General features: G+C 57.7%; 17 protein-coding genes, 3 tRNA genes and 2 rRNA genes. 9 read left to right on the top strand and 13 right to left on the bottom strand.

Annotation, left to right across the window (positions count from 1 at the left end; translation table 11 throughout):
* Positions 1-525 precede the first annotated feature (525 nt).
* Entirely contained in the window at positions 526-1,074 is a 549-nt protein-coding gene (syd, locus tag FJU30_RS22260) for a SecY-interacting protein (RefSeq protein WP_150437168.1), read from the bottom strand.
* A 75-nt stretch (positions 1,075-1,149) separates the two neighbouring features.
* On the opposite strand from syd, the gene queF reads away from it, so the two are divergent.
* The 3 genes from queF (at position 1,150) to xni (ending at position 4,338) form a co-directional block, all read left to right on the top strand.
* Positions 1,150-1,998 (top strand): NADPH-dependent 7-cyano-7-deazaguanine reductase QueF, encoded by an 849-nt coding sequence (gene queF / locus FJU30_RS22255; protein WP_150437167.1) that lies wholly within the window; start codon positions 1,150-1,152, stop codon positions 1,996-1,998.
* A gap of 135 nt (positions 1,999-2,133) precedes the next feature.
* Complete coding sequence (gene ppnN, locus FJU30_RS22250; protein ID WP_150437166.1) at positions 2,134-3,498, top strand: nucleotide 5'-monophosphate nucleosidase PpnN; 1,365 nt, start codon at positions 2,134-2,136, stop codon at positions 3,496-3,498.
* A 69-nt stretch (positions 3,499-3,567) separates the two neighbouring features.
* A complete protein-coding gene (xni, locus tag FJU30_RS22245) occupies positions 3,568-4,338 on the top strand; it encodes a flap endonuclease Xni (protein ID WP_150437165.1) in 771 nt (256 codons plus the stop codon).
* Between the two features lie 33 nt (positions 4,339-4,371).
* On the opposite strand, the gene rlmM is transcribed toward xni, so the two are convergent.
* From rlmM to FJU30_RS22225, 4 genes are all read right to left on the bottom strand, one after another.
* Positions 4,372-5,472: a 23S rRNA (cytidine(2498)-2'-O)-methyltransferase RlmM gene (gene rlmM, locus FJU30_RS22240; protein ID WP_150437164.1), complete on the bottom strand. Its 1,101-nt coding sequence runs from the start codon at positions 5,470-5,472 to the stop codon at positions 4,372-4,374.
* Entirely contained in the window at positions 5,465-5,860 is a 396-nt protein-coding gene (locus FJU30_RS22235) for a DUF423 domain-containing protein (RefSeq protein WP_150437163.1), read from the bottom strand. The genes rlmM and FJU30_RS22235 overlap by 8 nt, the downstream gene beginning before the upstream one ends.
* Positions 5,861-5,910: 50 nt before the next feature.
* Positions 5,911-6,837 carry a transcriptional regulator GcvA gene (locus tag FJU30_RS22230; protein WP_150437162.1) on the bottom strand — a complete coding sequence of 309 codons (927 nt, stop codon included), beginning with the start codon at positions 6,835-6,837 and terminating at the stop codon, positions 5,911-5,913.
* A 409-nt stretch (positions 6,838-7,246) separates the two neighbouring features.
* Positions 7,247-7,468, bottom strand: a complete 222-nt coding sequence (locus FJU30_RS22225; protein ID WP_150437161.1) for a YgdI/YgdR family lipoprotein — start codon at positions 7,466-7,468, stop codon at positions 7,247-7,249.
* Positions 7,469-7,651: 183 nt separating this feature from the next.
* On the opposite strand from FJU30_RS22225, the gene csdA reads away from it, so the two are divergent.
* Positions 7,652-8,857 carry a cysteine desulfurase CsdA gene (csdA, locus tag FJU30_RS22220; RefSeq protein WP_150437160.1) on the top strand — a complete coding sequence of 402 codons (1,206 nt, stop codon included), beginning with the start codon at positions 7,652-7,654 and terminating at the stop codon, positions 8,855-8,857.
* Positions 8,858-8,860: 3 nt separating this feature from the next.
* Positions 8,861-9,319: a cysteine desulfurase sulfur acceptor subunit CsdE gene (gene csdE, locus FJU30_RS22215; protein ID WP_150437159.1), complete on the top strand. Its 459-nt coding sequence runs from the start codon at positions 8,861-8,863 to the stop codon at positions 9,317-9,319.
* On the opposite strand, the gene tcdA is transcribed toward csdE, so the two are convergent.
* Entirely contained in the window at positions 9,312-10,133 is an 822-nt protein-coding gene (tcdA, locus tag FJU30_RS22210; protein ID WP_150437158.1) for a tRNA cyclic N6-threonylcarbamoyladenosine(37) synthase TcdA, read from the bottom strand. The two genes, csdE and tcdA, sit on opposite strands and share 8 nt — an antisense overlap.
* A gap of 149 nt (positions 10,134-10,282) precedes the next feature.
* Complete coding sequence (locus FJU30_RS22205; RefSeq protein WP_150437157.1) at positions 10,283-12,541, bottom strand: molybdopterin-dependent oxidoreductase; 2,259 nt, start codon at positions 12,539-12,541, stop codon at positions 10,283-10,285.
* Between the two features lie 579 nt (positions 12,542-13,120).
* On the opposite strand from FJU30_RS22205, the gene FJU30_RS22200 reads away from it, so the two are divergent.
* Entirely contained in the window at positions 13,121-13,585 is a 465-nt protein-coding gene (locus FJU30_RS22200) for an NUDIX hydrolase (RefSeq protein WP_150437156.1), read from the top strand.
* 51 nt (positions 13,586-13,636) lie between these two features.
* Here FJU30_RS22200 and mltA read toward each other — a convergent pair whose 3' ends face one another.
* Positions 13,637-14,812: a murein transglycosylase A gene (mltA, locus tag FJU30_RS22195; protein ID WP_150437155.1), complete on the bottom strand. Its 1,176-nt coding sequence runs from the start codon at positions 14,810-14,812 to the stop codon at positions 13,637-13,639.
* A 212-nt stretch (positions 14,813-15,024) separates the two neighbouring features.
* Between mltA and FJU30_RS22190 the strand changes: the two genes are divergently transcribed.
* Positions 15,025-15,101: transfer RNA gene (locus FJU30_RS22190), tRNA-Met, on the top strand.
* A gap of 60 nt (positions 15,102-15,161) precedes the next feature.
* Positions 15,162-15,238 (top strand) — tRNA-Met (locus tag FJU30_RS22185).
* Positions 15,239-15,479: 241 nt separating this feature from the next.
* Here FJU30_RS22185 and FJU30_RS22180 read toward each other — a convergent pair.
* Both FJU30_RS22180 and amiC read right to left on the bottom strand, forming a co-directional pair.
* The gene (locus FJU30_RS22180; protein ID WP_150437154.1) at positions 15,480-16,769 is read right to left on the bottom strand and encodes a YIP1 family protein; all 1,290 of its coding nucleotides are present in this window, start codon (positions 16,767-16,769) and stop codon (positions 15,480-15,482) included.
* Positions 16,770-16,858: 89 nt separating this feature from the next.
* On the bottom strand, positions 16,859-18,109 hold the full coding sequence (gene amiC, locus FJU30_RS22175; RefSeq protein ID WP_150437153.1) for an N-acetylmuramoyl-L-alanine amidase AmiC: 1,251 nt from the start codon (positions 18,107-18,109) through the stop codon (positions 16,859-16,861).
* A 243-nt stretch (positions 18,110-18,352) separates the two neighbouring features.
* Here amiC and argA point away from each other — a divergent pair, with 243 nt between their 5' ends.
* A complete protein-coding gene (gene argA, locus FJU30_RS22170) occupies positions 18,353-19,678 on the top strand; it encodes an amino-acid N-acetyltransferase (protein WP_150437152.1) in 1,326 nt (441 codons plus the stop codon).
* A gap of 225 nt (positions 19,679-19,903) precedes the next feature.
* Here argA and rrf (FJU30_RS22165) read toward each other — a convergent pair.
* The 3 genes from rrf (FJU30_RS22165) to rrf (FJU30_RS22155) all read right to left on the bottom strand — a co-directional run bounded on the left by rrf (FJU30_RS22165) (position 19,904) and on the right by rrf (FJU30_RS22155) (position 20,273).
* Positions 19,904-20,019 (bottom strand): 5S ribosomal RNA (gene rrf, locus FJU30_RS22165).
* Positions 20,020-20,065: 46 nt separating this feature from the next.
* Positions 20,066-20,141, bottom strand: a tRNA-Thr gene (locus FJU30_RS22160).
* Positions 20,142-20,157: 16 nt separating this feature from the next.
* Positions 20,158-20,273: ribosomal RNA gene (rrf, locus tag FJU30_RS22155) — 5S ribosomal RNA — on the bottom strand.
* Positions 20,274-20,279 lie beyond the last annotated feature (6 nt).

Here is a 20,279-nt window from a genome sequence, read left to right as displayed (position 1 = left end):
GCAGCGATCCGGCTACCTGCGATGCTCCCTGCTCATCCCTGAAAACTTTTCCCTGCAGCGATCCTTACTCTGGCATCCTGCCCGCGTCCCTCTTTCATCCTGACATTTCGTCCTGTCTCATCCTGAGTCCGTCCTTCAAAGTCATCCTGACCCGCCGTTCATCCCGAACGGCTCCCTGTCTCCCTCCTGGAGGTGTCCCTGTTTCTTCCTGAAAAAGTTTCAGCATCATGCTGAAAATCATCCTGATACGTTTTGCTGTGATAGCCGCCAGATGCCGCTGTCATCTGCAATGCTTTATAGCATAACCCATAAGATGTATTAATTAATCGCATCTGGCAACAAAATCGCGTCGCTGGTGGCGTTACGCTTTTTATCAGAAAAGAAAATTAAATATAATTTACTGATTAATAAATAAAAAATGAAAATAATAAATATTCGACGGAATGAAATCAGAGAGATCTCGCACAGAAAATGTAAGAGATCTCTCACACGCAAACACGCCGAACCGACACCGGCGTGATGGATTCAGTCCGCGAGAGGCGTCAACGCGGATAAAAAATCCGCTAACGAATCGGCCAGCGGCTGCTGGCGCCGGGTGCCGAACTCTTCCAGCACCACCTTGCCGGTCACATTTGATAATGAAATCAATGTCATTTCCGAACCGGTGGTCGCCAGAAACAGCGTGGGCGGCAGCTTCAGCCGTTTTTGCGTCAGCAGGTGGCCGATCAGGTTCTCCTGCATACGAACGAGATCGTCGTCGCTCCAGACCTGCAGCAGCGAGCAGTCGATATCGCCAAAACGCGCCTGCATATCGCCGGCGTACTGCACGCTGTAAAACGAGTGAATCGCGGGATGCAGGGCGATATCCAACGCCCGCTCCACCCCGCTAAGCGCATCGCCGAGCGACGCCGGCTGCGGCAGCCAGCGCACCTTGTGCTCCAGCGTCTCGACGATACAGGGCGAAGGCACGCCGTACAAATCCGCGCTGGCCGGCGGATGGCCGGTTTCCTGCCGCCAGTGCGCGATATAGCGCTGGGTAAAATCATAGAGTGCCTGTTTGACTTGCTTGTCCATAAAATCTCTCATCATTTCCCTGCCCAGGTTACACTAGGCAGCATTGTACTCGACCTGTGTCCGTAAGGTAACAACATGTCCCTTTATGATAATCATCCGGCGTTGAACGAACTCACGCTGGGCAAAACCACCGTCTGGCGCGATCGTTACGACGCCAGCCTGCTGCAGGCCGTGCCGCGCAGCCTCAACCGCGAACCGCTGGGCCTGCGCCCCGATAATCTGCCGTTCCATGGCGCCGATATCTGGACGCTGTACGAACTATCCTGGCTAAACGGCAACGGCCTGCCGCAGGTGGCGCTCGGGGAAATGAGTCTTGATGCCGGCAGCCTGAACCTGATTGAATCAAAAAGCTTCAAACTGTACCTGAACAGCTTTAACCAGACGCGTTTTGCCAGCTGGCAGGATGTGCGGACTACAATGGAACGCGATCTTAGTCAGTGCGCGCAGGGCAAAGTACACATCAGAATTTTTAAACTGTCCGAGATCGAGGGGCAGGCGATCGCCACGCTGGCGGGCGACTGTATCGACGAGCAGGATATCCAGATCGACGACTATCAGTTCAACGCCGGCTATCTGTCCGACGCGCCGCGCCGCCAGGGCGTGGTCGAAGAAACGCTGGTCAGCCATCTGCTGAAATCCAACTGTCTGATCACGCACCAGCCCGACTGGGGGTCCGTGCAAATTCACTACCGCGGCGCACGCATTGATCGCGAAGCTCTGCTGCGCTATCTGGTGTCGTTCCGACATCATAACGAATTCCACGAACAGTGCGTGGAGCGTATTTTCAACGATATTATGCGCTTTTATCAGCCCGAGCGGCTCAGCGTGTACGCGCGCTATACCCGACGCGGCGGGCTGGATATCAACCCATGGCGCAGCAACTATCCTTTCGAGCCGCCGCGCGGCCGTCTGGCGCGCCAGTAACAATATGTGCGCGACGCCGCGCACATTCGCCGCAGGCATTGGCAAAAGAGATGACGGAGCGCTAAGGTAAAGGCGAATAAACTCAGGATATTAATCGGATTAATCGCATCGTCTGGTACGGTGCAGGGAGTCACATTGATTATACATATTAGCCCGCTGGGCTCGATGGATCTTTTATCGCAGCTGGAAGTGGATATGCTGAAAAGCACCGCCAGCAGCGATTTGTACCGTTTATTCCGCAACTGTTCCCTTGCCGTGCTGAACTCCGGCAGCCAGACCGACAACAGCCAGGAGTTGCTGTCGCGTTATGAAGATTTCGATATCAACGTGCTGCGGCGCGAACGCGGCGTCAAACTGGAGTTGGTCAACCCGCCGGAAGACGCGTTTGTCGACGGCAATATCATTCGTTCTCTGCAGGCCAACCTGTTTGCCGTGCTGCGGGATATTCTGTTCGTCAACGGCCAGATCGCCAGCGCCGGCTATTACCAGCACCTGAATCTGGAAAACTCCGTTCATATCACCAATCTGGTGTTCTCTATTCTGCGCAACGCCAGAGCGCTGCACGTCGGCGAAGAACCCAATATGGTGGTGTGCTGGGGCGGCCATTCGATTAACGAGAAAGAATATTTGTACGCGCGCAAAGTGGGCAGCGAGCTCGGCCTGCGCGAATTGAACATCTGCACCGGATGCGGGCCCGGCGCGATGGAGGCGCCGATGAAAGGCGCGGCGGTCGGCCACGCGCAGCAGCGCTACAAAGAAGGGCGCTTTATCGGTATGACCGAGCCGTCGATCATTGCGGCCGAACCGCCGAACCCGCTGGTCAATGAACTGATCATCATGCCGGATATTGAAAAACGGCTGGAAGCCTTCGTGCGGATCGCTCACGGCATCGTTATTTTTCCGGGCGGCGTAGGTACGGCGGAAGAGTTCCTCTATCTGCTGGGTATTATGATGAATCCGGAAAACAGCGAGCAGGTGCTGCCGATTGTTCTGACCGGTCCGGAAGAAAGCGCGGATTATTTTCGCGTGCTGGATGATTTTATCGTCAGTACGCTGGGGCGTCAGGCGCGCCGCTACTATAGCATCGTCATCAACGACGCCAGAGAAGTGGCGCACCAGATGAAAAAAGCGATGCCGAGGGTGAAAGAAAGCCGCCACCACAGTGGCGACGCCTACAGCTTCAACTGGTCGCTGAAGATCGCCCCGGACCTTCAGTTGCCCTTTGACCCCAGTCACGAAAACATGGCCGGCCTCAATCTGCATCCCGATCAGCCGCCGGAACAGCTGGCCGCCGCGCTGCGTCGGGCGTTTTCCGGCATTGTGGCCGGCAACGTAAAAGAGGTGGGGATCCGCGCCATTGAGCAATACGGGCCTTACAAACTGCACGGCGATGCGCAAATGATGAAGAGCATGGATATTCTGCTGCAGGGGTTTGTCGCTCAGCAGCGCATGAAGCTGCCGGGAACGGCCTATATTCCCTGCTATGAGATTTGCGCCTGATTCTGTCCGGCGACGACGACGGACAGCGGCGCGCCGCCCGTTTTATTTACCCTGCGGCAGGATGCATGCATGAATGTACATTTACTGATAGTTGACGCACTGAATCTGATCCGGCGCATTCATGCGGTCCAGGGCTCCCCCTGCGTGACGGCCTGCCTGCATGCGCTGCACCAGCTTCTGCAACATAGCCAGCCGACGCACGCCGTCGCCGTGTTCGATCATGACGATCGCGATACCAGCTGGCGCCACCAGACGCTGCCTGACTATAAGGCCGGCCGGCCGCCCATGCCGGAAAATCTGCAGCAGGAACTGGACGCCATCAAGGCGGCGTTTAACGACGCCGGCGTCGCGTGCTGGTCCAGCGCGGGCAATGAAGCCGACGATCTGGCGGCGACGCTGGCCAGTAAAGTGGCGGCATCCGGACAGCAGGCGACGATCGTCTCAACCGACAAGGGGTATTGTCAGCTGCTGGCGCCGGCGATTCAGATACGCGATTATTTTCAGAAGCGCTGGCTGGATTTGCCCTTTATTCGTCAGGCGTTCGGCGTGGAGCCGCATCAGTTGCCGGACTACTGGGGGCTGGCCGGAATAAGCAGCAGTAAAATTCCCGGCGTGACCGGAATAGGGCCGAAAAGCGCGGCGCAGCTGTTGCAGCAGGCGCCGGATCTGGAAACGCTGTACCAGCGGCTCGACGAAGTGCCGCCTCGCTGGCGCGACAAGCTGGCGCAGCAGCGCGAGATAGCGTTCATCTGCCGCCAGGTCGCCACGCTGCGCACCGATCTGACGCTGCATGGTAATCTGCAGCAACTGCGCCTGCCGTCGACGCGCCCGTCGCTTTAACTCCAGACGGTAGCGGCAGGCGCCGGCTCAGGCTTAACGCTCGTCGCGCCGACCGGGAACCGAGCTCCACATACGCCGTACATGCACCGTCACTTCTTCACGATCGTGATACAGGTGTTTGGCGTGGTATTCCGCATTGATACCCTGTTCTTCCAGCCGGTCACGCAGCAACGCCAGGTTTTGCATCACCTCTTCATAGCGCTTTTTCATCGGCAGCTTCAGGTTGAAGATCGCCTCGCGGCACCAGCCGTTTACCAGCCAGTCGGCCATTCGGCTGGCGACTTTGGCCGGTTTTTCCACCATATCGCACACCAGCCAGTAGACGTTATTACGCGGCGGCTCAAAGCGGAAACCATCGGCCTTGTGATGCATTACTTGTCCGGTATCCATCAGAGAAGGCGCCATCGGCCCGTTATCTACCGCGTAGACCATCATGCTGCGCTGAACCAATTGCCAGGTCCAGCCGCCCGGACAGGCGCCGAGATCCACCGCATACATACCGCTGGCCAGTCGTTCGTCCCACTCATCGGCCGGAATGAACACGTGGAACGCCTCTTCCAGTTTCAGCGTCGAGCGGCTGGGCGCATCGGCGGGAAATTTCAGGCGTGGAATGCCCATATAGAAACGGGAATTATTATTGCTATACGAGTAACCGACATAGCAGCAGCCCGGCGCGATAAACAGCACGTGCACCACCGGCCGGCCGGGATTTTCCTGCGCGAGCAAAATATTCTGCTCGCGCAGCGCGGCGCGCAGCGGAACGGTAAACTTGCGGCAGAACCTCATCAGTTCCTTGCTTTCGTTGGTGTCCGGCACCTCCGCCCGCAGCTCGCCGGCGCGATCGATGACGCCGGTCAACATACCGACAATCGGCGTAATGCGATCTTCCGGCGGCAAATCGCGCAGCAGCTCGCCGCAGACAAACATCTGCCGGGCGAAAATCAACGAGTGGAACGGCAGTTCTTTCATCAGCCGGTCGGCGTCTTCATGCTGATAGCATTCGAAGATCACATAACCGCTGTGGTCCTTGACGCGCACGAAGCCATATACTTCGTACTGTGCCGCTTTGTCGGTTATCTCCGCCGCGCACTCTTTTTCAAAGCCCGGGCGACAGTACAAAATCACTTTATTCATGGCGTTCCGCCTTCCTCTTCAGACGCAGCGCGCCGGTCAACATGAGTCCCCAGCCGATCAGGAAGCAGGCGCCGCCCACCGGCGTGACATAGACCCAGATTTTCAGATGCGACAGCGCCAGGCAATACAGGCTGCCGCTGAACAGCACCGTGCCGAGCGCCAGCAGTATGCCGCTCCAGTAGAACCACAGACTGGCGCGCAGCTGCATGGCCACCGATAGCGCCAGAATCGCCAGGGTGTGAAACGCCTGGTATTGCAAACCGGTGTGCAGCCAGGCCATCTCCGCTTCGCCCAATGATTTGCTCAGCACGTGGGCGCCGAACGCCCCCAGAGCCACAAAGATAAAACCGCTAATCGCGGCAAACACCAGCATAAAACGACTATTCATCGTTATTAATCCAATTAAAATTAGTCCCTACGACCGCCGGCCAGAAAGCCTTATCGCATGTCGTTATCATAGCGAAAATGGAATTTTTCCTGTTCGCTGGCCGCACGGGCCAGGATCCATTGTCGAAAGGCGGCTATTTTACCCAGTTCTGCCTGACTGTCATGACATACCAGATAAAAAGCATTTTTACTGACCAGCACGTCATTAAACGGGCACACCAGACGACCGGCTTCGATTTCAGACTGCGCCATCACATTATTGGACAGCGCAACCCCCTGACCGTGAATCGCAGCCTGCAAAACCATGGCGCTGTGGCTGAAAATCGGCCCCTGCTGGACATTAATATGCTGCAGGCCGAGCTGGCGGGTATAGGCCAGCCAGTCGCGGCGCGAGGCGTCATGCAGCAGAGTATGGCGCGCCAGATCCGCCGGCGTTTTTAGCGGGCGATCGCCGCTGAGCAACGCCGGCGAGCACACCGGCAGCAGATATTCGGCGTACAATTTCTCCACCCGCAGCCCCGGCCAGTTGCCGCGGCCATAGACGATGGCGACGTCCACGTCGTCGGCCAGCCGGTCATCGTCGCGATCGACCGCCTGAATACGCACATCGATGCCGGGGTATTCGGTATTGAAACTGCTCAGGCGCGGAACCAGCCACTGGATGGCGAAGCTGGGCAGCAGACTAACGGTCAGCGCCCCTTTCGCGCTGCGCGACTGCAGTTTGCGCGTGGCTTCATGCAGGGAGGAGAAAATCTCTTTGATGTCGAGATAGTAGCTTTGTCCCTCTTCGGTCAGCAGCAGCGAGCGATTGCGCCGCCGGAACAGTTTCAGGCCGAGAAAGTCTTCCAGCGATTTGATTTGATGGCTGACGGCCGCCTGAGTAACGAACAGTTCCTCGGCCGCTTTGGTGAAGCTGAGATGGCGTGCGGCGGCATCAAATACACGTAACGAATTTAACGGCGGCAGACGTTTTGACATAGGTAAAATGCTTTAATTTACGGCTAAATACCCGGCGGACCGCGTTGCTTCAGCCATTAGTTTTTATAATCCGAGACATTATAATTTGTCCGTTGAGGATGCACCAGCAAATACCTATATTAACCGAGCTTCCTGAGCCGGAACGAAAAGTGCGGAGGGTTTTCCCGAGGTGCTTTTGGCTTGTGGTTGTGATGTTGTGTTTGCTAATTGTCCGGAACAACAGATGAGGCAGCCTTGCTGCTTTGTACTTCCGACGCATTCCCCTGTCTGTCTATAGTGATTTTATATAGCACCGCGTTTGCGGTGCTTTTTTTATGCCTGTCGTTTGCTGAAATCAATGAGGAAACAGGACTTCGCTGCGTCTGATGGACGGACCGCCCGACTCAGGCGGCCGGCAATGCACAATCCATCACTCCATCTTCACCATTTCTTTGACATTGGCCCGGTTGATCTGCTGCTCATGTCCGTATGCGTCGGTATAGCTGATCAGCCCGGTATCATCATCAACTTTGGGTTTTCCATCCGCGATAATCGTTCGCCCGTCATCGGTATGCAGCACATAATTAGACGAACAGGCGGCCAGAGAGAAAGCCATGACAACTGCGGCCAGAATCGATATCTTATTCTTCATAGACAACTCCCGTTAAATAAAAATCTCGCTTATTCGATTTTATGCATCAGGAAATTCCATCAGGTAGCCTTAAAAAGGTTAGCAAACTTTCTCTGCTTTGCCAAAAACAGCGCGCATAAATCAGACTAAGCCTTGTTTCACGGCAGAAAATACGACAGGATCGGCCTCCTGTATGAGGACGCTATGACACCCTTTAATCCTGCTTCTTTTCGCCGCCAGTTCCCGGCGCTGGCCCAATACGGCGTTTATCTGGACAGCGCCGCCACCGCGCTCAAACCACAGCCCGTGATTGACGCAGTACAGGCGTTCTACCACGCTGGCGGCACCGTACACCGCAGTCAGCACCACGGCGCCCAGGCGTTGACCGCCCGCTTTGAGCAGGCGCGCGCTCGGGTGGCGCGCTGGCTCCGCGCGCCGCGCCGCGAAGACATCGTCTGGACGCGCGGCGCCACCGAAGCCATTAATCTGGTGGCGCAGAGCTACGCCCGCCCTCGCCTGGCGCCGGGCGATGAAATCATCGTCAGCGAGGCGGAGCATCACGCCAACCTGATCCCGTGGCTTATGGTGGCGGAGCAGACCGGCGCCCGCGTGGTGAAACTGCCGCTGGGCGCCGATCGGCTGCCGGATATCGATCGCTTAGCCGGGCTATTTACGCCGTGTACGCGTCTGCTGGCGCTGGGGCAAATGTCGAACGTCACCGGCGGAATGCCCGATCTGCCGCGCGCTATCGACCTGGCGCACCGCTACGGAGCCGTGGTGGTGGTGGATGGCGCCCAGGGCGCGGTGCACGCGCCGGTAGACGTACAGGCGCTGGATATCGATTTCTACGTATTCTCCGGCCATAAACTCTATGGTCCGACCGGTATCGGCGTGCTGTACGGCAAAACCGCCCTGCTGGAACAGATGCCGCCCTGGCAGGGCGGCGGGAAAATGATGACGCAGGTATCCTTTGATGGCTTTACGCCGCAAGCCGTGCCGCAGCGTTTTGAGGCGGGAACGCCGCATATCGCCGGCGTTATCGGGCTGGCGGCGGCCATCGACTGGCTCGCTGACCAGGACCTGACGGCCGCGGAGCGCTACAGCGGTCAGTTAGCCTGTCAGGCCGAAGAACGGCTGGCGCGTTTCGCCGGTTTCCACTCGTTGCGCAGCCCCGGCAGCTGTCTGCTGTCGTTCGGGTTCGCCGGCGTGCACCATAGCGATCTGGTCACCCTGCTGGCGGAAAACGACATCGCGCTGCGCAGCGGCCACCATTGCGCTCAGCCGCTGATGCGCGCGCTGGGCCTCGGCGGCGCGCTGCGCGCCTCTTTTGCTCCCTATAATAATCAACAGGATGTCGACAGACTGGTCGAAGGCGTCGGCCAGGCGCTGGCGCTCCTGACGGATGAATAACCGATGAATGTAACCGAACCGCTTATCGCCCCCCACCCGTTTGGGCGCAGCATCAGCGCCGCCGACCTGCGAGCGCGCTTTGCCGATTGTCGATCATGGGAGGAGCGCTATCGTCAGTTGATCATGCTGGCGCGCCAATTGCCGCCGCTGCCCGAGGCGCTGCGCCGGCAGGATATCGCGCTGAACGGCTGTGAAAACAACGTCTGGCTGGGGTATCAACCGCGGGAAAACGGCGCATTGCATTTCTACGGCGACAGCGACGGACGCATTGTGCGCGGACTGCTGGCGGTGCTGCTGACCGCGGCGGAAGGGAAAACGGCGCAGGAACTGAGCCAGCAGGATCCGCTGGCGCTGTTTGACCAACTTGGCCTGCGCGCGCAGCTAAGCGCCTCGCGCGCCGGCGGGCTGGATGCGCTGGCGCAGCGCATCCGCCACATCGCGCAGCAGCAGGCGCTTAGCTGACCGTCCCGGATGCAGCGCGCTGCGCCTTCGCCAACATTTTTTTCAGCGCGTGAGAAACGGCGACGAAACCAAACGTGGCGGTCACCATGGCCGCCGCGCCAAAACCGGATGCGCAATCCATTCGCTTGACGCCGTCCGCCGTATGTTTCGATGCGCATACCGAGCCGTCGGGCTGCGGATACACCAGCGGTTCACTGGAAAAAACGCAGTCGATCCCCAACTTGCCCTTACTGCTTTTCACGATGCCAAAATCATGTTTCAACCGTTCGCGTAGCTTAGCCGCCAGCGGATCCTGAATGGTTTTCGCCAAATCGGCGACGCTAATGCGGGTTGGATCGATTTGCCCGCCCGCGCCGCCGGTAGTCACCAGCGGGATCTTATGGCGCCGACACCAGGCGATCAGCGCCGCCTTGGGACGCACGCTGTCGATCGCATCAATAACATAATCAAACGGGCCGGCCAGCAACTCAGCAACGTTGTCCGCGCTGATAAAATCATCGATACAGGTTACCCGGCATTCCGGATTGATCGCCAGAATACGCTCGGCCATGATCGCGGTCTTTGGCTGACCAATGTGTTCACGCAGGCTGTGGATCTGCCGGTTGGTGTTGCTGACGCACACATCGTCCATATCGATCAGCGTGATCGCGCCAATACCGGTGCGCGCCAGCGCTTCCGCCGCCCAGGACCCCACGCCGCCGATGCCGATAACGCAAATATGCGCCTGCGAAAACAAAGTCAAAGCCTGTACGCCGTATAAACGCGCAGTACCGCCGAAACGCTGTAAATACGCGGCGGAGTGTTGCGTACTCATAACTACCCGACCTCTACCAGAAAAAAGAAAACGGCACCGATAAACACGGCGCCGCTATATTGTATAACGTTCATACTGTTCGTACGGACAGCGCGATCATAAAACGCCGCGGGCGGGATGCCAATCGTTTCCTGCCGCCCGCGCCGCGATTATAACCCCACGACTTCAACCAGACAGCTCATGGCGTTGGCGCCCTGAGTCAGCGGCGAGGTGCCGATATCCAGCGTCAACACGTTGGCGTTGCCGGACTGTTCGACCGGGTGCCACTCGGCGCGGCCGAATCCGGGTTCGAACCAGGCGCCGGTGGACATAATCACTACGCCCGGCGTCACGCCATCGGTAATCCGCACCCCGGCATAAATCCGCCCGCGCGCATTGCGCACCTCAACCTGAGACAGGTCGATAATATTACGCGCGGCGGCGTCGCGCGGATGCATATACAGCGTCTCCCTGCCGACGGTTTTATTGGCCGTCACCTGCGGCGTCATCGCCAGTTGGCTGTGCAGACGATCGGACGGCTGAATCGAGATAAAATGCAGCGGCCAGCGCTCGGCGTCCGGCGCCCCCAGCCATTCGACCGGCGGCTGCCACTCCGGGTGCGGGGCAAAATCGGGATACTGGTAGCCGGCGATGGTCTCGCTGAACAGCTCGATCTTGCCGCTCGGCGTCTGCAGGGCGTGGCCTTGCGGATCGGCGCGGAATTCTTCAAAAAAGACAAACGGCTTGTCATCCATCGGCACCGCGACCTGCCCGTTGCGCCAGAACCCGGCGAAATCCGGCCACGGCTCGCCCAGCCCGCGCTGTCGTTCCCGGCAGTCGTAATACAGTTTCTCGATCCAGCCGGCTTCGTCGCGATCTTCAGTAAAGCGTTGGCGATAGCCGAGCCGTTCGGCCAGTTCGCTGAAAATGTCGAAATCGTGCCGCGCCTGATGCTGCGGCGCAATAGCCTGATGCATTGCAAAGACAAAGCGGTCGCGCGAAGATCCGCCGATGTCGTTACGCTCCAGCGTGGTGGTCACCGGCAACACGATATCCGCCATGCGCGCCGCCGGCGTCCAGACAATATCCTGCACGATAACCGTATCCATCCGGCGCCAGCCCTCAACCAGCCGGTTAAGCTGCTGATGGTGATGAAATGGGTTGCCGCCGGCCCAATGGATCAGGCGAACCGCCGGATAAGCGTGCGTTTCCCCCTGAAAGGTATAGGGCTGGCCGGGATTGAGCAACATATCGCCAATGCGCGCCACCGGGATCGACTGGCCGACGTTGTCGCCGGCCGACAGAGCCGGCGCCGGGGTGGAAACCCGCTCGTTCCCCACGCTGTTCATCGAGCCGTGGCCAAAAGAGAAACCGCCGCCGGGCAAGCCGACCTGGCCGAGCATAGACGACAGAGCGATCATCATCCAGTAAGGCTGTTCGCCGCGGTGCGCGCGCTGTACGGAGTAGGCGCAGGTTATAAAGCTGCGCACGCCGATCAATTGCTGCGCCAGCCGGCTAATGCGCGCGGCGGGAATACCGGTGATGGCGCCGGCCCACTCCGGCGTTTTCGCCACGCCGTCTTTGCGTCCGGTGAGATAATCGCGCAGCTGTTGGTAACCGACGCAGTAACGCTGCAGGAAATCGCTGTCTTCCGCGCCAAGCCGCTGGATTTCATACCCCAGCGCCAGCATCAGCGCCACATCGGTATTCGGCCGGATCGGGATCCATTCGGCATTGACGAACGCCGGGCAGTCGTCGCGCATCGGGCTGATATTGATTATCGGGATCCCTTTGGCCACCAGTTGCTCCAGCGCGGGTTTCAGCGTGTGATGCCCGGCGCCGCCGGAAGCGACCTGAGCATTTTTCAGCGCCAGCCCGCCAAAGGCGAGAAAAATGTCGCAGTGCTGCACCACGCTGCGCCACTCGGTGACTTTACCTGTCAGCGGATGATAAGTGCCGATGACATAAGGCAGAAAAAACTGCGCCGCGCCCCAGCTATAGTTGCCCTGCTGATCGACGGCGCCGCCGCCGGCGAAATAGAAGCGACGCACCTGGGTGCGGGCATGGTGAAAACGCCCGGCCGACGACCAGCCATAGGAGCCGGCGAACAGCCCGTCTGCGCCATGGCGATCGCGCACCCGGCGATTTTCCTCCGCCACCAGCGCCAGCGCCACGTCCCACTCCACCTCAACGAAATCTTCCTTGCCGCGCAGCGCCCCGTCGCTGTTCTCACGCCGCTGCAGCCAGGAACGGCGCACCGCCGGTTTACGGATGCGCTGATCCGAATAAACCAGCGGCACGATCGAATCCAGCATCGGCGACGGCGCCGGATCGTCGGCAAAAGGTTCGCAGCGAATCAGCCTGCCATCTTCCACTACGGCAGTAAACGCCCCCCAGTGAGCAAGATGCGGATAACGTTTAATGGTCATGACGGCCTCAGCAAAATAAAACGAATAAATAACCAGTCGCGCCAGTCAGCAGACGCAGGAAAAATAAATCTATCGCATTGGCAAAAATAATGCACGGCGCGCCGCTAATAAAAAATACGGCAAAGCTTATATACCCGATATAACTCGGGTGCAGAACAAAACGTTATCGTTTTGAACAACGCAACGCATTGGCTCTTTACGGTCAGGAGCATTTATGCGCCTGTAGCGCGGTTAGCGGGTGATAACGCCGCCGGACGCGAACTTGCACGCCGCTGGCGTCGGCCCGCAGGCAACGAATCAAAAGACGGATCGGATAATTGAGCGCAGCCAACGCATCCGTAACCTGTAATCGGTCGGGGATAGGGGAAATAAAAGAATAACCTTATAACCAACAGGATTAATTTAATGCCAACCGCCTCGCTATATATTTAACAACATAAAGCAATAGAAACATCAATTATTGTCCCCGCCGCCGCGGCATATATTAATCAGCCGGCGGCGAAAAATGTTTCATCCTGTCCCCCCGGAGGCGTAACATTGGCCGCCTCCGCCCAATATGCCCATAAAGGAAGGTGCGTAATGAGAGTGCGTCCCTCGGCCAGAGTGCTGATTATTGACCCTGACAGCAGAGTTCTGCTGTTTCGTTTTGCCCATCACGGCGATGCCCTGAACGGCCGTTCATACTGGGCCACGCCCGGCGGCGGGCTGGAACAAGGCGAATCGTTTGAACGGGCGGCTATCCGGGAGCTGTTCGAAGAAACCGGAATTGTCCGTCAGGAGGTCGGTCCCTGTGTAGCTCAACAGCGTTTTAGCATGCTGCTGCCCAGCGGCGAGCAGGTCATGGCGGACGAGCATTTCTTTATCGTCACGGCGGCCGGCGGCGAAATCACGGACGCTCACTGGAGCGAGCATGAAAAAAGCGTCATTAGCCGGTACCGCTGGTGGTCGGTGGCGGAACTCCAACACGCCAGCGAGACCGTTTACCCGACAGGGCTGGCGACAATCCTGAGCGCGCCGGCGACGCAATGGCCGCTGCAGCTTTGAACTGACGCGGCCATTCCGATCGGGGCGTTGGAGAGGGGAGAACCCGCGCGTTTAACCGCCCGGCTTGCTCAGCAGGGCGGAACCATTGTTCGTGCTCTGATTCAGCACCCCCTCGCTATTGCCCGAACCGAACAACAAGCCCTCATTCGGCCGCCGCTTCAGCACCCAGACCCGACCATAATGATTATAGAAGCCGGCCGCGTGGCCGGCCTCATGGCCGATCCCCTGATAAATATCGAAATGATGACCTTTAATCGCTCCGCCGACGTCAAGGGCAATCATCATGCGCAGCTCATACTTACCGGTGAACTTGCCCTGATTATCCAGCAGCGGAACTTCCGCCAGCAGCGTAGTGCCGGGCGGGATCAGAGAACGGTCCGAGGCGACCGAGGCTTTCGCCACCAGCGGCACCGCGCTGGCGCCTTTGACCGGCGCGGACATCATCGGTTTAAAGAAGACAAAAGAGGGATTCTGCTCCAGCAGCTCGCGCACTTCATATTCACTGTGCGTTTCGGTCCATTTACGGATAGCCTGCATCGACATTTCCTCGCGCGGAACCTCGCCACGGTCGATCAGCACCTTGCCGACGCTGCGATAGGCGTGACCATTCTTGCCGGCATAGCCAAAAAAGGTCAGCGGGCGGCCATCGCCAAAATCGAGATAGCCGCTGCCCTGTACTTCCATCATAAAGTTATCGACCAGCGAATTAGTCCAGGCAAGAACCAGATTATCGCTTAATCCGCCAGCATAGATCTCCGCCCGACTGGGCAAGCGGCGATTCTTCTTGCCACGCGCCGGCATAGCATACAACGGGTAGCGGAACTCGCCCTGGCGGCTATAGCGCGCCTGCAGAACCGGGGTGTAGTAACCGGTAAACTGCACGTTGCCAAAATTATCCACGCCTTCCATCTGCCAGGCGCTCAGGCCAAACTGACCGAGCTGACGGGTATCGCCGCCGGCCAGCATCCAGTTCTGCGCTGCCTGAAAGGTATCGCTATTGCCGGAGAACAGGCCCGGCGAAGCGGATCGGATCTCCATAACCTGACTAACGTAGTCTCTGGCATTCACTGGTTTCCCGCTGGCGCTCGGTTCATTAACCAGTTCCAGAGGCTGATTGAGATGTCCATCCTTATACTGCTGGCCGCGATCGGTCGGTTTTGACTGACAGCCCGCTAATAGCGCGACCACTACCCCGGTCAGCAAGTACTTCTTCCAACATCCATTCATCTCAGCACTCTCTTTATATAGTAGCAACGCATGCGTTGCGCACGATAACAAACGCATACGGAGAAAGAAACGTACCCGCACAGAAAGCGGCGCGAATATGCTCAAAAAGCAGCCATTCGTCGATAAATTCAACAAAAATAACGCTTATTTGCCTTTTTTTGCAAAAAGGGGTTGCATCAAAACGCGTGGCGAGTATAGTGCGCATCCACGGACGCGGGATGGAGCAGCCTGGTAGCTCGTCGGGCTCATAACCCGAAGGTCGTCGGTTCAAATCCGGCTCCCGCAACCAATTAATGCATAAAGGGTGGTTTCCACCGGCATTAATACAATGTGAAAGTATCGAGACGGACGCGGGGTGGAGCAGCCTGGTAGCTCGTCGGGCTCATAACCCGAAGGTCGTCGGTTCAAATCCGGCCCCCGCAACCAATCGATAACATTGAATGTCAAGCTATTTTTCTCCTCGCTCCGCAGTAAAATATTTCCCCGTCGTTTATCTGTTATAGCCCCTTATTTTTTTATCGCCTGTCGATTAACCTCAACAAACGAAATCAATCAATTATCATCTGGTAAAATCGGCTATTCGGCCGCCGCTGCCGACCATCGCCCCAGAACGCAATATGCCATCCTCGCGCAGTACGCGGCGCCGTGATCGCCCATAATCGTCCGGCTATGGCCGGGGAGGCATCGCAGGCGGAGGCAGCGGCGGGAGAACGCTCTTTTCCTCTGTCTCCGCAGACAATAATTGCACCCGTTCGGGATCGTAGCTCGACCAGGCGCCGCCGCAGGAGGCGTACGGTCTGGCCTGTTCCGGCAGCCCGGTGGCGCGCACCGCCAGCTTTTCATCCGGCAGTCTGACTTCCAGATAACGCTCCGCGACAACGCTATCGTCCGGCAACAGATACAACAGCACGCGCAGCGGAACGGCGCTCTCCGTCGACGCAAGCGGCTGAGGAAAGTCGGGAACGTCGACCAGTGCGGTCCGCCACCTGAGCGGCTCGTCAAGCGTTTGCCAGCGCAGAGTCAGCGGCGGCTGAAGGTCGATTAAAGCGGCCCCGGTCGGGCGCGAAAAATCGCGGCACGGCGCCGGCCACGGCGGAGTATGGCTAAGTGCGAATTCCCCGAGGTCCAGCGTTTGGCCATTGACTTCCAGCCGGGCGACAGGCGACGACAAATAATTGTAGGCGCGGAACAACACCAATGCGCGCGTATCCTGCCGGTTATTTTTAAGCCGTATAATCTGCGTCATCGACCGCAGGGCGATTGCGGGCGCGAACGCCACATGACCGGGGTAGTGGAAGTATAAATAAACCAGCTCAGCGGCGTCTGCGCCGCCCACCGCCAGTAAAGCAGGAACATCCGGATCGGGCTGGCGCCGCAGCGGTCGGGTGGCGTCAGCCGGCACGGGCGGGTTCAGCCCGGACACCGGCTGATATCTATAGCTGGTGATATCGTCGCGCAGGCGCGTGCCGACATAGGGAAACGCGCCCGCGGCGATCGATGCGGCATCCGGATAGCGAGTCATGCTGACGAATCGCTGCGCGCCGGCCTTAATCGGTTTGCCGTCCGTTCCGCGGCCCGCATCCAGCCCGAGATCCTGGCCGCTCAGGTTGATGTGAGTTTCGCGCACCGGTGGATGCGCTTCGTCAAAGCGCTCTCTTTTTTTCTCGCGAATCAACTCGTCCAATGGCACGATCAGGACAGCGAACAGCGTCGGCAGCAGCAACCAGGCGTGAATCCGGCCCGGCAACTGACCTCGCGCGCGCACCATATACCAAATCCACATGCACAACAGCAGGATCGCCAACGGGCCGCCGATATAAAGCGCGCCCAGCACCAGGCCGATGGTTCCCCATCCCATCTCGTCGTTGCTGACGGCGGTAAGCGCCAGAAACGCCAGCCAGCCGGCGAGCAGCAGGGAGATAATGATACCGGGAAGATAGGAGTCTGGCTTTTTCATGCGATATGATCCTGCCCCTGTACGATGCCGCTGGAAAACCGTGATAATCGATGTGCGGGCGGCGGGTGACTGCCCCGATGGCCTGCCGGCTAGCTATTTTTTAACCCGTTCTGACGCGCAACCCAGACTTTGATCCCCGCCAGCATCGATTCCGCCATCTGCTGCTGAAAACGACTGGTGCGCAGTTTGCGCTCTTCTTCCAGATTGCTGATAAACGCGGTCTCCACCAAAATCGACGGGATATCCGGCGCTTTCAGCACGGCGAAACCGGCCTGGTCGACGCTGTTTTTGTGTAGGTGGTTAATCCTGCCCACCCGGGTCAACACCTCATGGCCAAACTTCAGGCTGTCGCTGATGGTCGCCGTTTGCACCAGATCGAACATCGTGTGATCGAGATAGCGATCGCCGCTCATGCTCACTCCGCCGATAAGGTCGGACTCATTCTGAGTCTGGGCCAGAAAGCGCGCCGCATTGCTGGTGGCGCCCTTTTTCGACAGCGCAAACACTGACGATCCGCGCGCCGATCGATTGGTAAACGCATCGGCATGAATCGAAATAAACAGATCGGCCCGCTGTTTGCGCGCTTTCGCCACCCTGACCCGCAGCGGAATAAAAACATCTTCATTGCGAGTCATATAGACCTTCATATCCGGCTCGCGTTCGATCAGCGTGCGCAGGCGACGGGCAATCTGCAGCACAATATCCTTTTCGCGCGTTTTATTTTTACCGATAGCGCCGGGATCCTCGCCGCCGTGGCCGGGATCGAGCATGATCACCAGCGGACGATCTTTCCCCGCCTTGCCGGCCTGCGGCGCCTCGGCCGGCAGCGATCGATCCAATTCTCCTTTATTATAATCTTCCAGCAGGGCCAACAGCGGATCGTCCTCGCCGGCATAGCGGTCGGTCATCGGATAAAGGTCCAGCACCAGACGATTTTTAAAACCGGCCACCGGCTGCAGGGTAAAGACCTTTGGATTACTGCTCTGCTTTAGCTCCAGCACCAGACGCACTGTATTCTTATCAAACTGACCGATACGGGCGACCTTCACCAGCGGATCGTCCGCCTGAAAGCGCTCCGCAATATCTTTCAGCACGCCGTTCAGGCGCATATCTTCAATATCGACGACCACCCGCTCCGGGTCATTCAGCGTAAACTGGCGGTATTTGAGCGGCAGGGTCGATTCCAGCGTCACGCGGGTATAAGCGCTCGAAGGCCAGACGCGCACCGCGATCACTTGCGCCACCGCCGCCAGCCCGGTTCCGCTCACGCTTAACAGCCATGCGGCCGCCGCCCCTTGCAATAAGCGACGTCGGGTCAGATTGTGATTCGAGTCAGACATGGCGCTCCGATTTTATTGCCGCATAGTAAGCCAATACGCTGAACCATTTCGTCCAGAAAAACAGGCGAAACTTTAGCGAATCTGCCGGATTATGTCATGCAAAAATCATGTTTATGGTTTATGAATAATAATGCGGTAATTAGCGTTTCCAGACCATTTACCGGCCAAAGGCCCTTGCGTTTTGACCCGTAAAAGAATAAAAATACAGAAATATCGAATAAAAATTCACAAAGAGGGTTTGCAGTGAAGGAACGTAGCACAGAACTGGTTCAGGGCTTTCGCCACTCAGTTCCTTATATCAATGCTCACCGCGGCAAAACATTCGTCATTATGCTGGAAGGTGAGGCCATCGAACATGATAACTTCTCTAATATTGTTAATGATATAGGCCTGCTGCATAGTCTGGGTATTCGCCTGGTTGTAGTGTATGGCGCGCGTCCTCAGATAGACGCAAATCTGGCCGCCCATAACCATGAACCTGCCTACCACAAGCATATTCGGGTCACCGACGCGACAACGCTGGAAATGGTGAAACAGGCGGCGGGTACGCTGCAGTTGGATATCACCGCACGTCTGTCTATGAGCCTGAACAACACGCCGCTGCAGGGGGCGCATATTAACGTCGTCAGCGGTAATTTCATCATCGCTCAGCCGCTGGGCGTGGATGACGGTATCGATTACTGTCACAGCGGACGCATCCGCAGGATCGACGAAGAAGCGCTGCATCGTCAGCTGGCCAGCGACGCTATTGTACTGATGGGGCCAGTCGCCGTATCCGTGACCGGGGAAAGTTTCAACCTGACCTCTGAAGAGGTGGCGACCCAACTGGCGATAAAACTCAAAGCGGAAAAAATGATTGGCTTTAGCTCTTCGCAGGGCGTCACCAACGAAGACGGCCAGATTATTTCCGAGCTGTTTCCGGATGAAGCGCAGGAGCGGATCAATGCCCTTGAGCAGTCCGGCGACTACAACTCCGGCACCGTCCGCTTTCTGCGCGGCGCGGTGAAAGCCTGCCGCAGCGGGGTCAGACGCTGCCATCTGATCAGCTACCAGGAAGACGGCGCGCTGGTTCAGGAGCTGTTCTCGCGCGATGGTATCGGTACACAGATCGTCATGGAAAGCGCCGAACAGGTGCGTCGGGCCACGATTAACGATATTGGCGGGATTCTGGAGCTGATCCGGCCGCTGGAGCAACAGGGTATTCTGGTGCGCCGTTCGCGCGAGCAGCTGGAAATGGAAATTGATAAATTTACCGTTGTGGTGCGTGATAACCTGACCATAGCCTGCGCGGCGCTGTATCCATTCCCGGAAGAGCAACTGGGCGAGATGGCCTGCGTAGCGGTTCATCCGGACTACCGCAACTCCTCTCGCGGGGACATGCTGCTGCACCGTATCGCCTCGCAGGCGCGGATACAGGGGCTTAAAAAGCTATTTGTCCTTACCACTCACAGTATTCACTGGTTCCAGGAACGCGGTTTCCAGCTGGCCGATGTGGAAATGCTGCCGAAGAAGAAGAAAGAGCTGTACAACTACCACCGTCGTTCAAAGATTTTGTTTATTGATATCTGAACAATGCAACGAGGCTAATTTTCCGCCTACAGTTAAAAAAGTTCTCTGCGACCGACAACCTCCATCAGCGCGATGGGGGTTGTTTTTTTACGTCTCTTGCTGCACGGCGGTTTAGCTGTTTTTTTGATGCCCGGGATGAATCTGTAGATAGACGCTGAACAGCGCCGGAATGGAAAGCAGAAAAAAGCCTCATACTTATGTATGAGGCTTTTTCTTTTAATAAAAACCTGGCAGTTCCCTACTCTCACATGGGGAGACCCCACACTACCATCGGCGCTACGGCGTTTCACTTCTGAGTTCGGCATGGGGTCAGGTGGGACCACCGCGCTATCGCCGCCAGGTAAATTCTTTTTTGCCGAACTACTAACCCACAATAACTGTTTAAAGTGGTGCTGATACCCAGAGTCGAACTGGGGACCTCACCCTTACCAAGGGTGCGCTCTACCAACTGAGCCATATCAGCGCACCTGGAAATTGATGCCTGGCAGTGCCCTACTCTCGCATGGGGAGGCCCCACACTACCATCGGCGCTGCGGCGTTTCACTTCTGAGTTCGGCATGGGGTCAGGTGGGACCACCGCGCTGTCGCCGCCAGGCAAATT

The organism is Affinibrenneria salicis (genome assembly GCF_008710095.1).
Note: the sequence above shows the minus strand (reverse complement) of the source record. Positions and strands in the feature narration are given on the sequence as shown.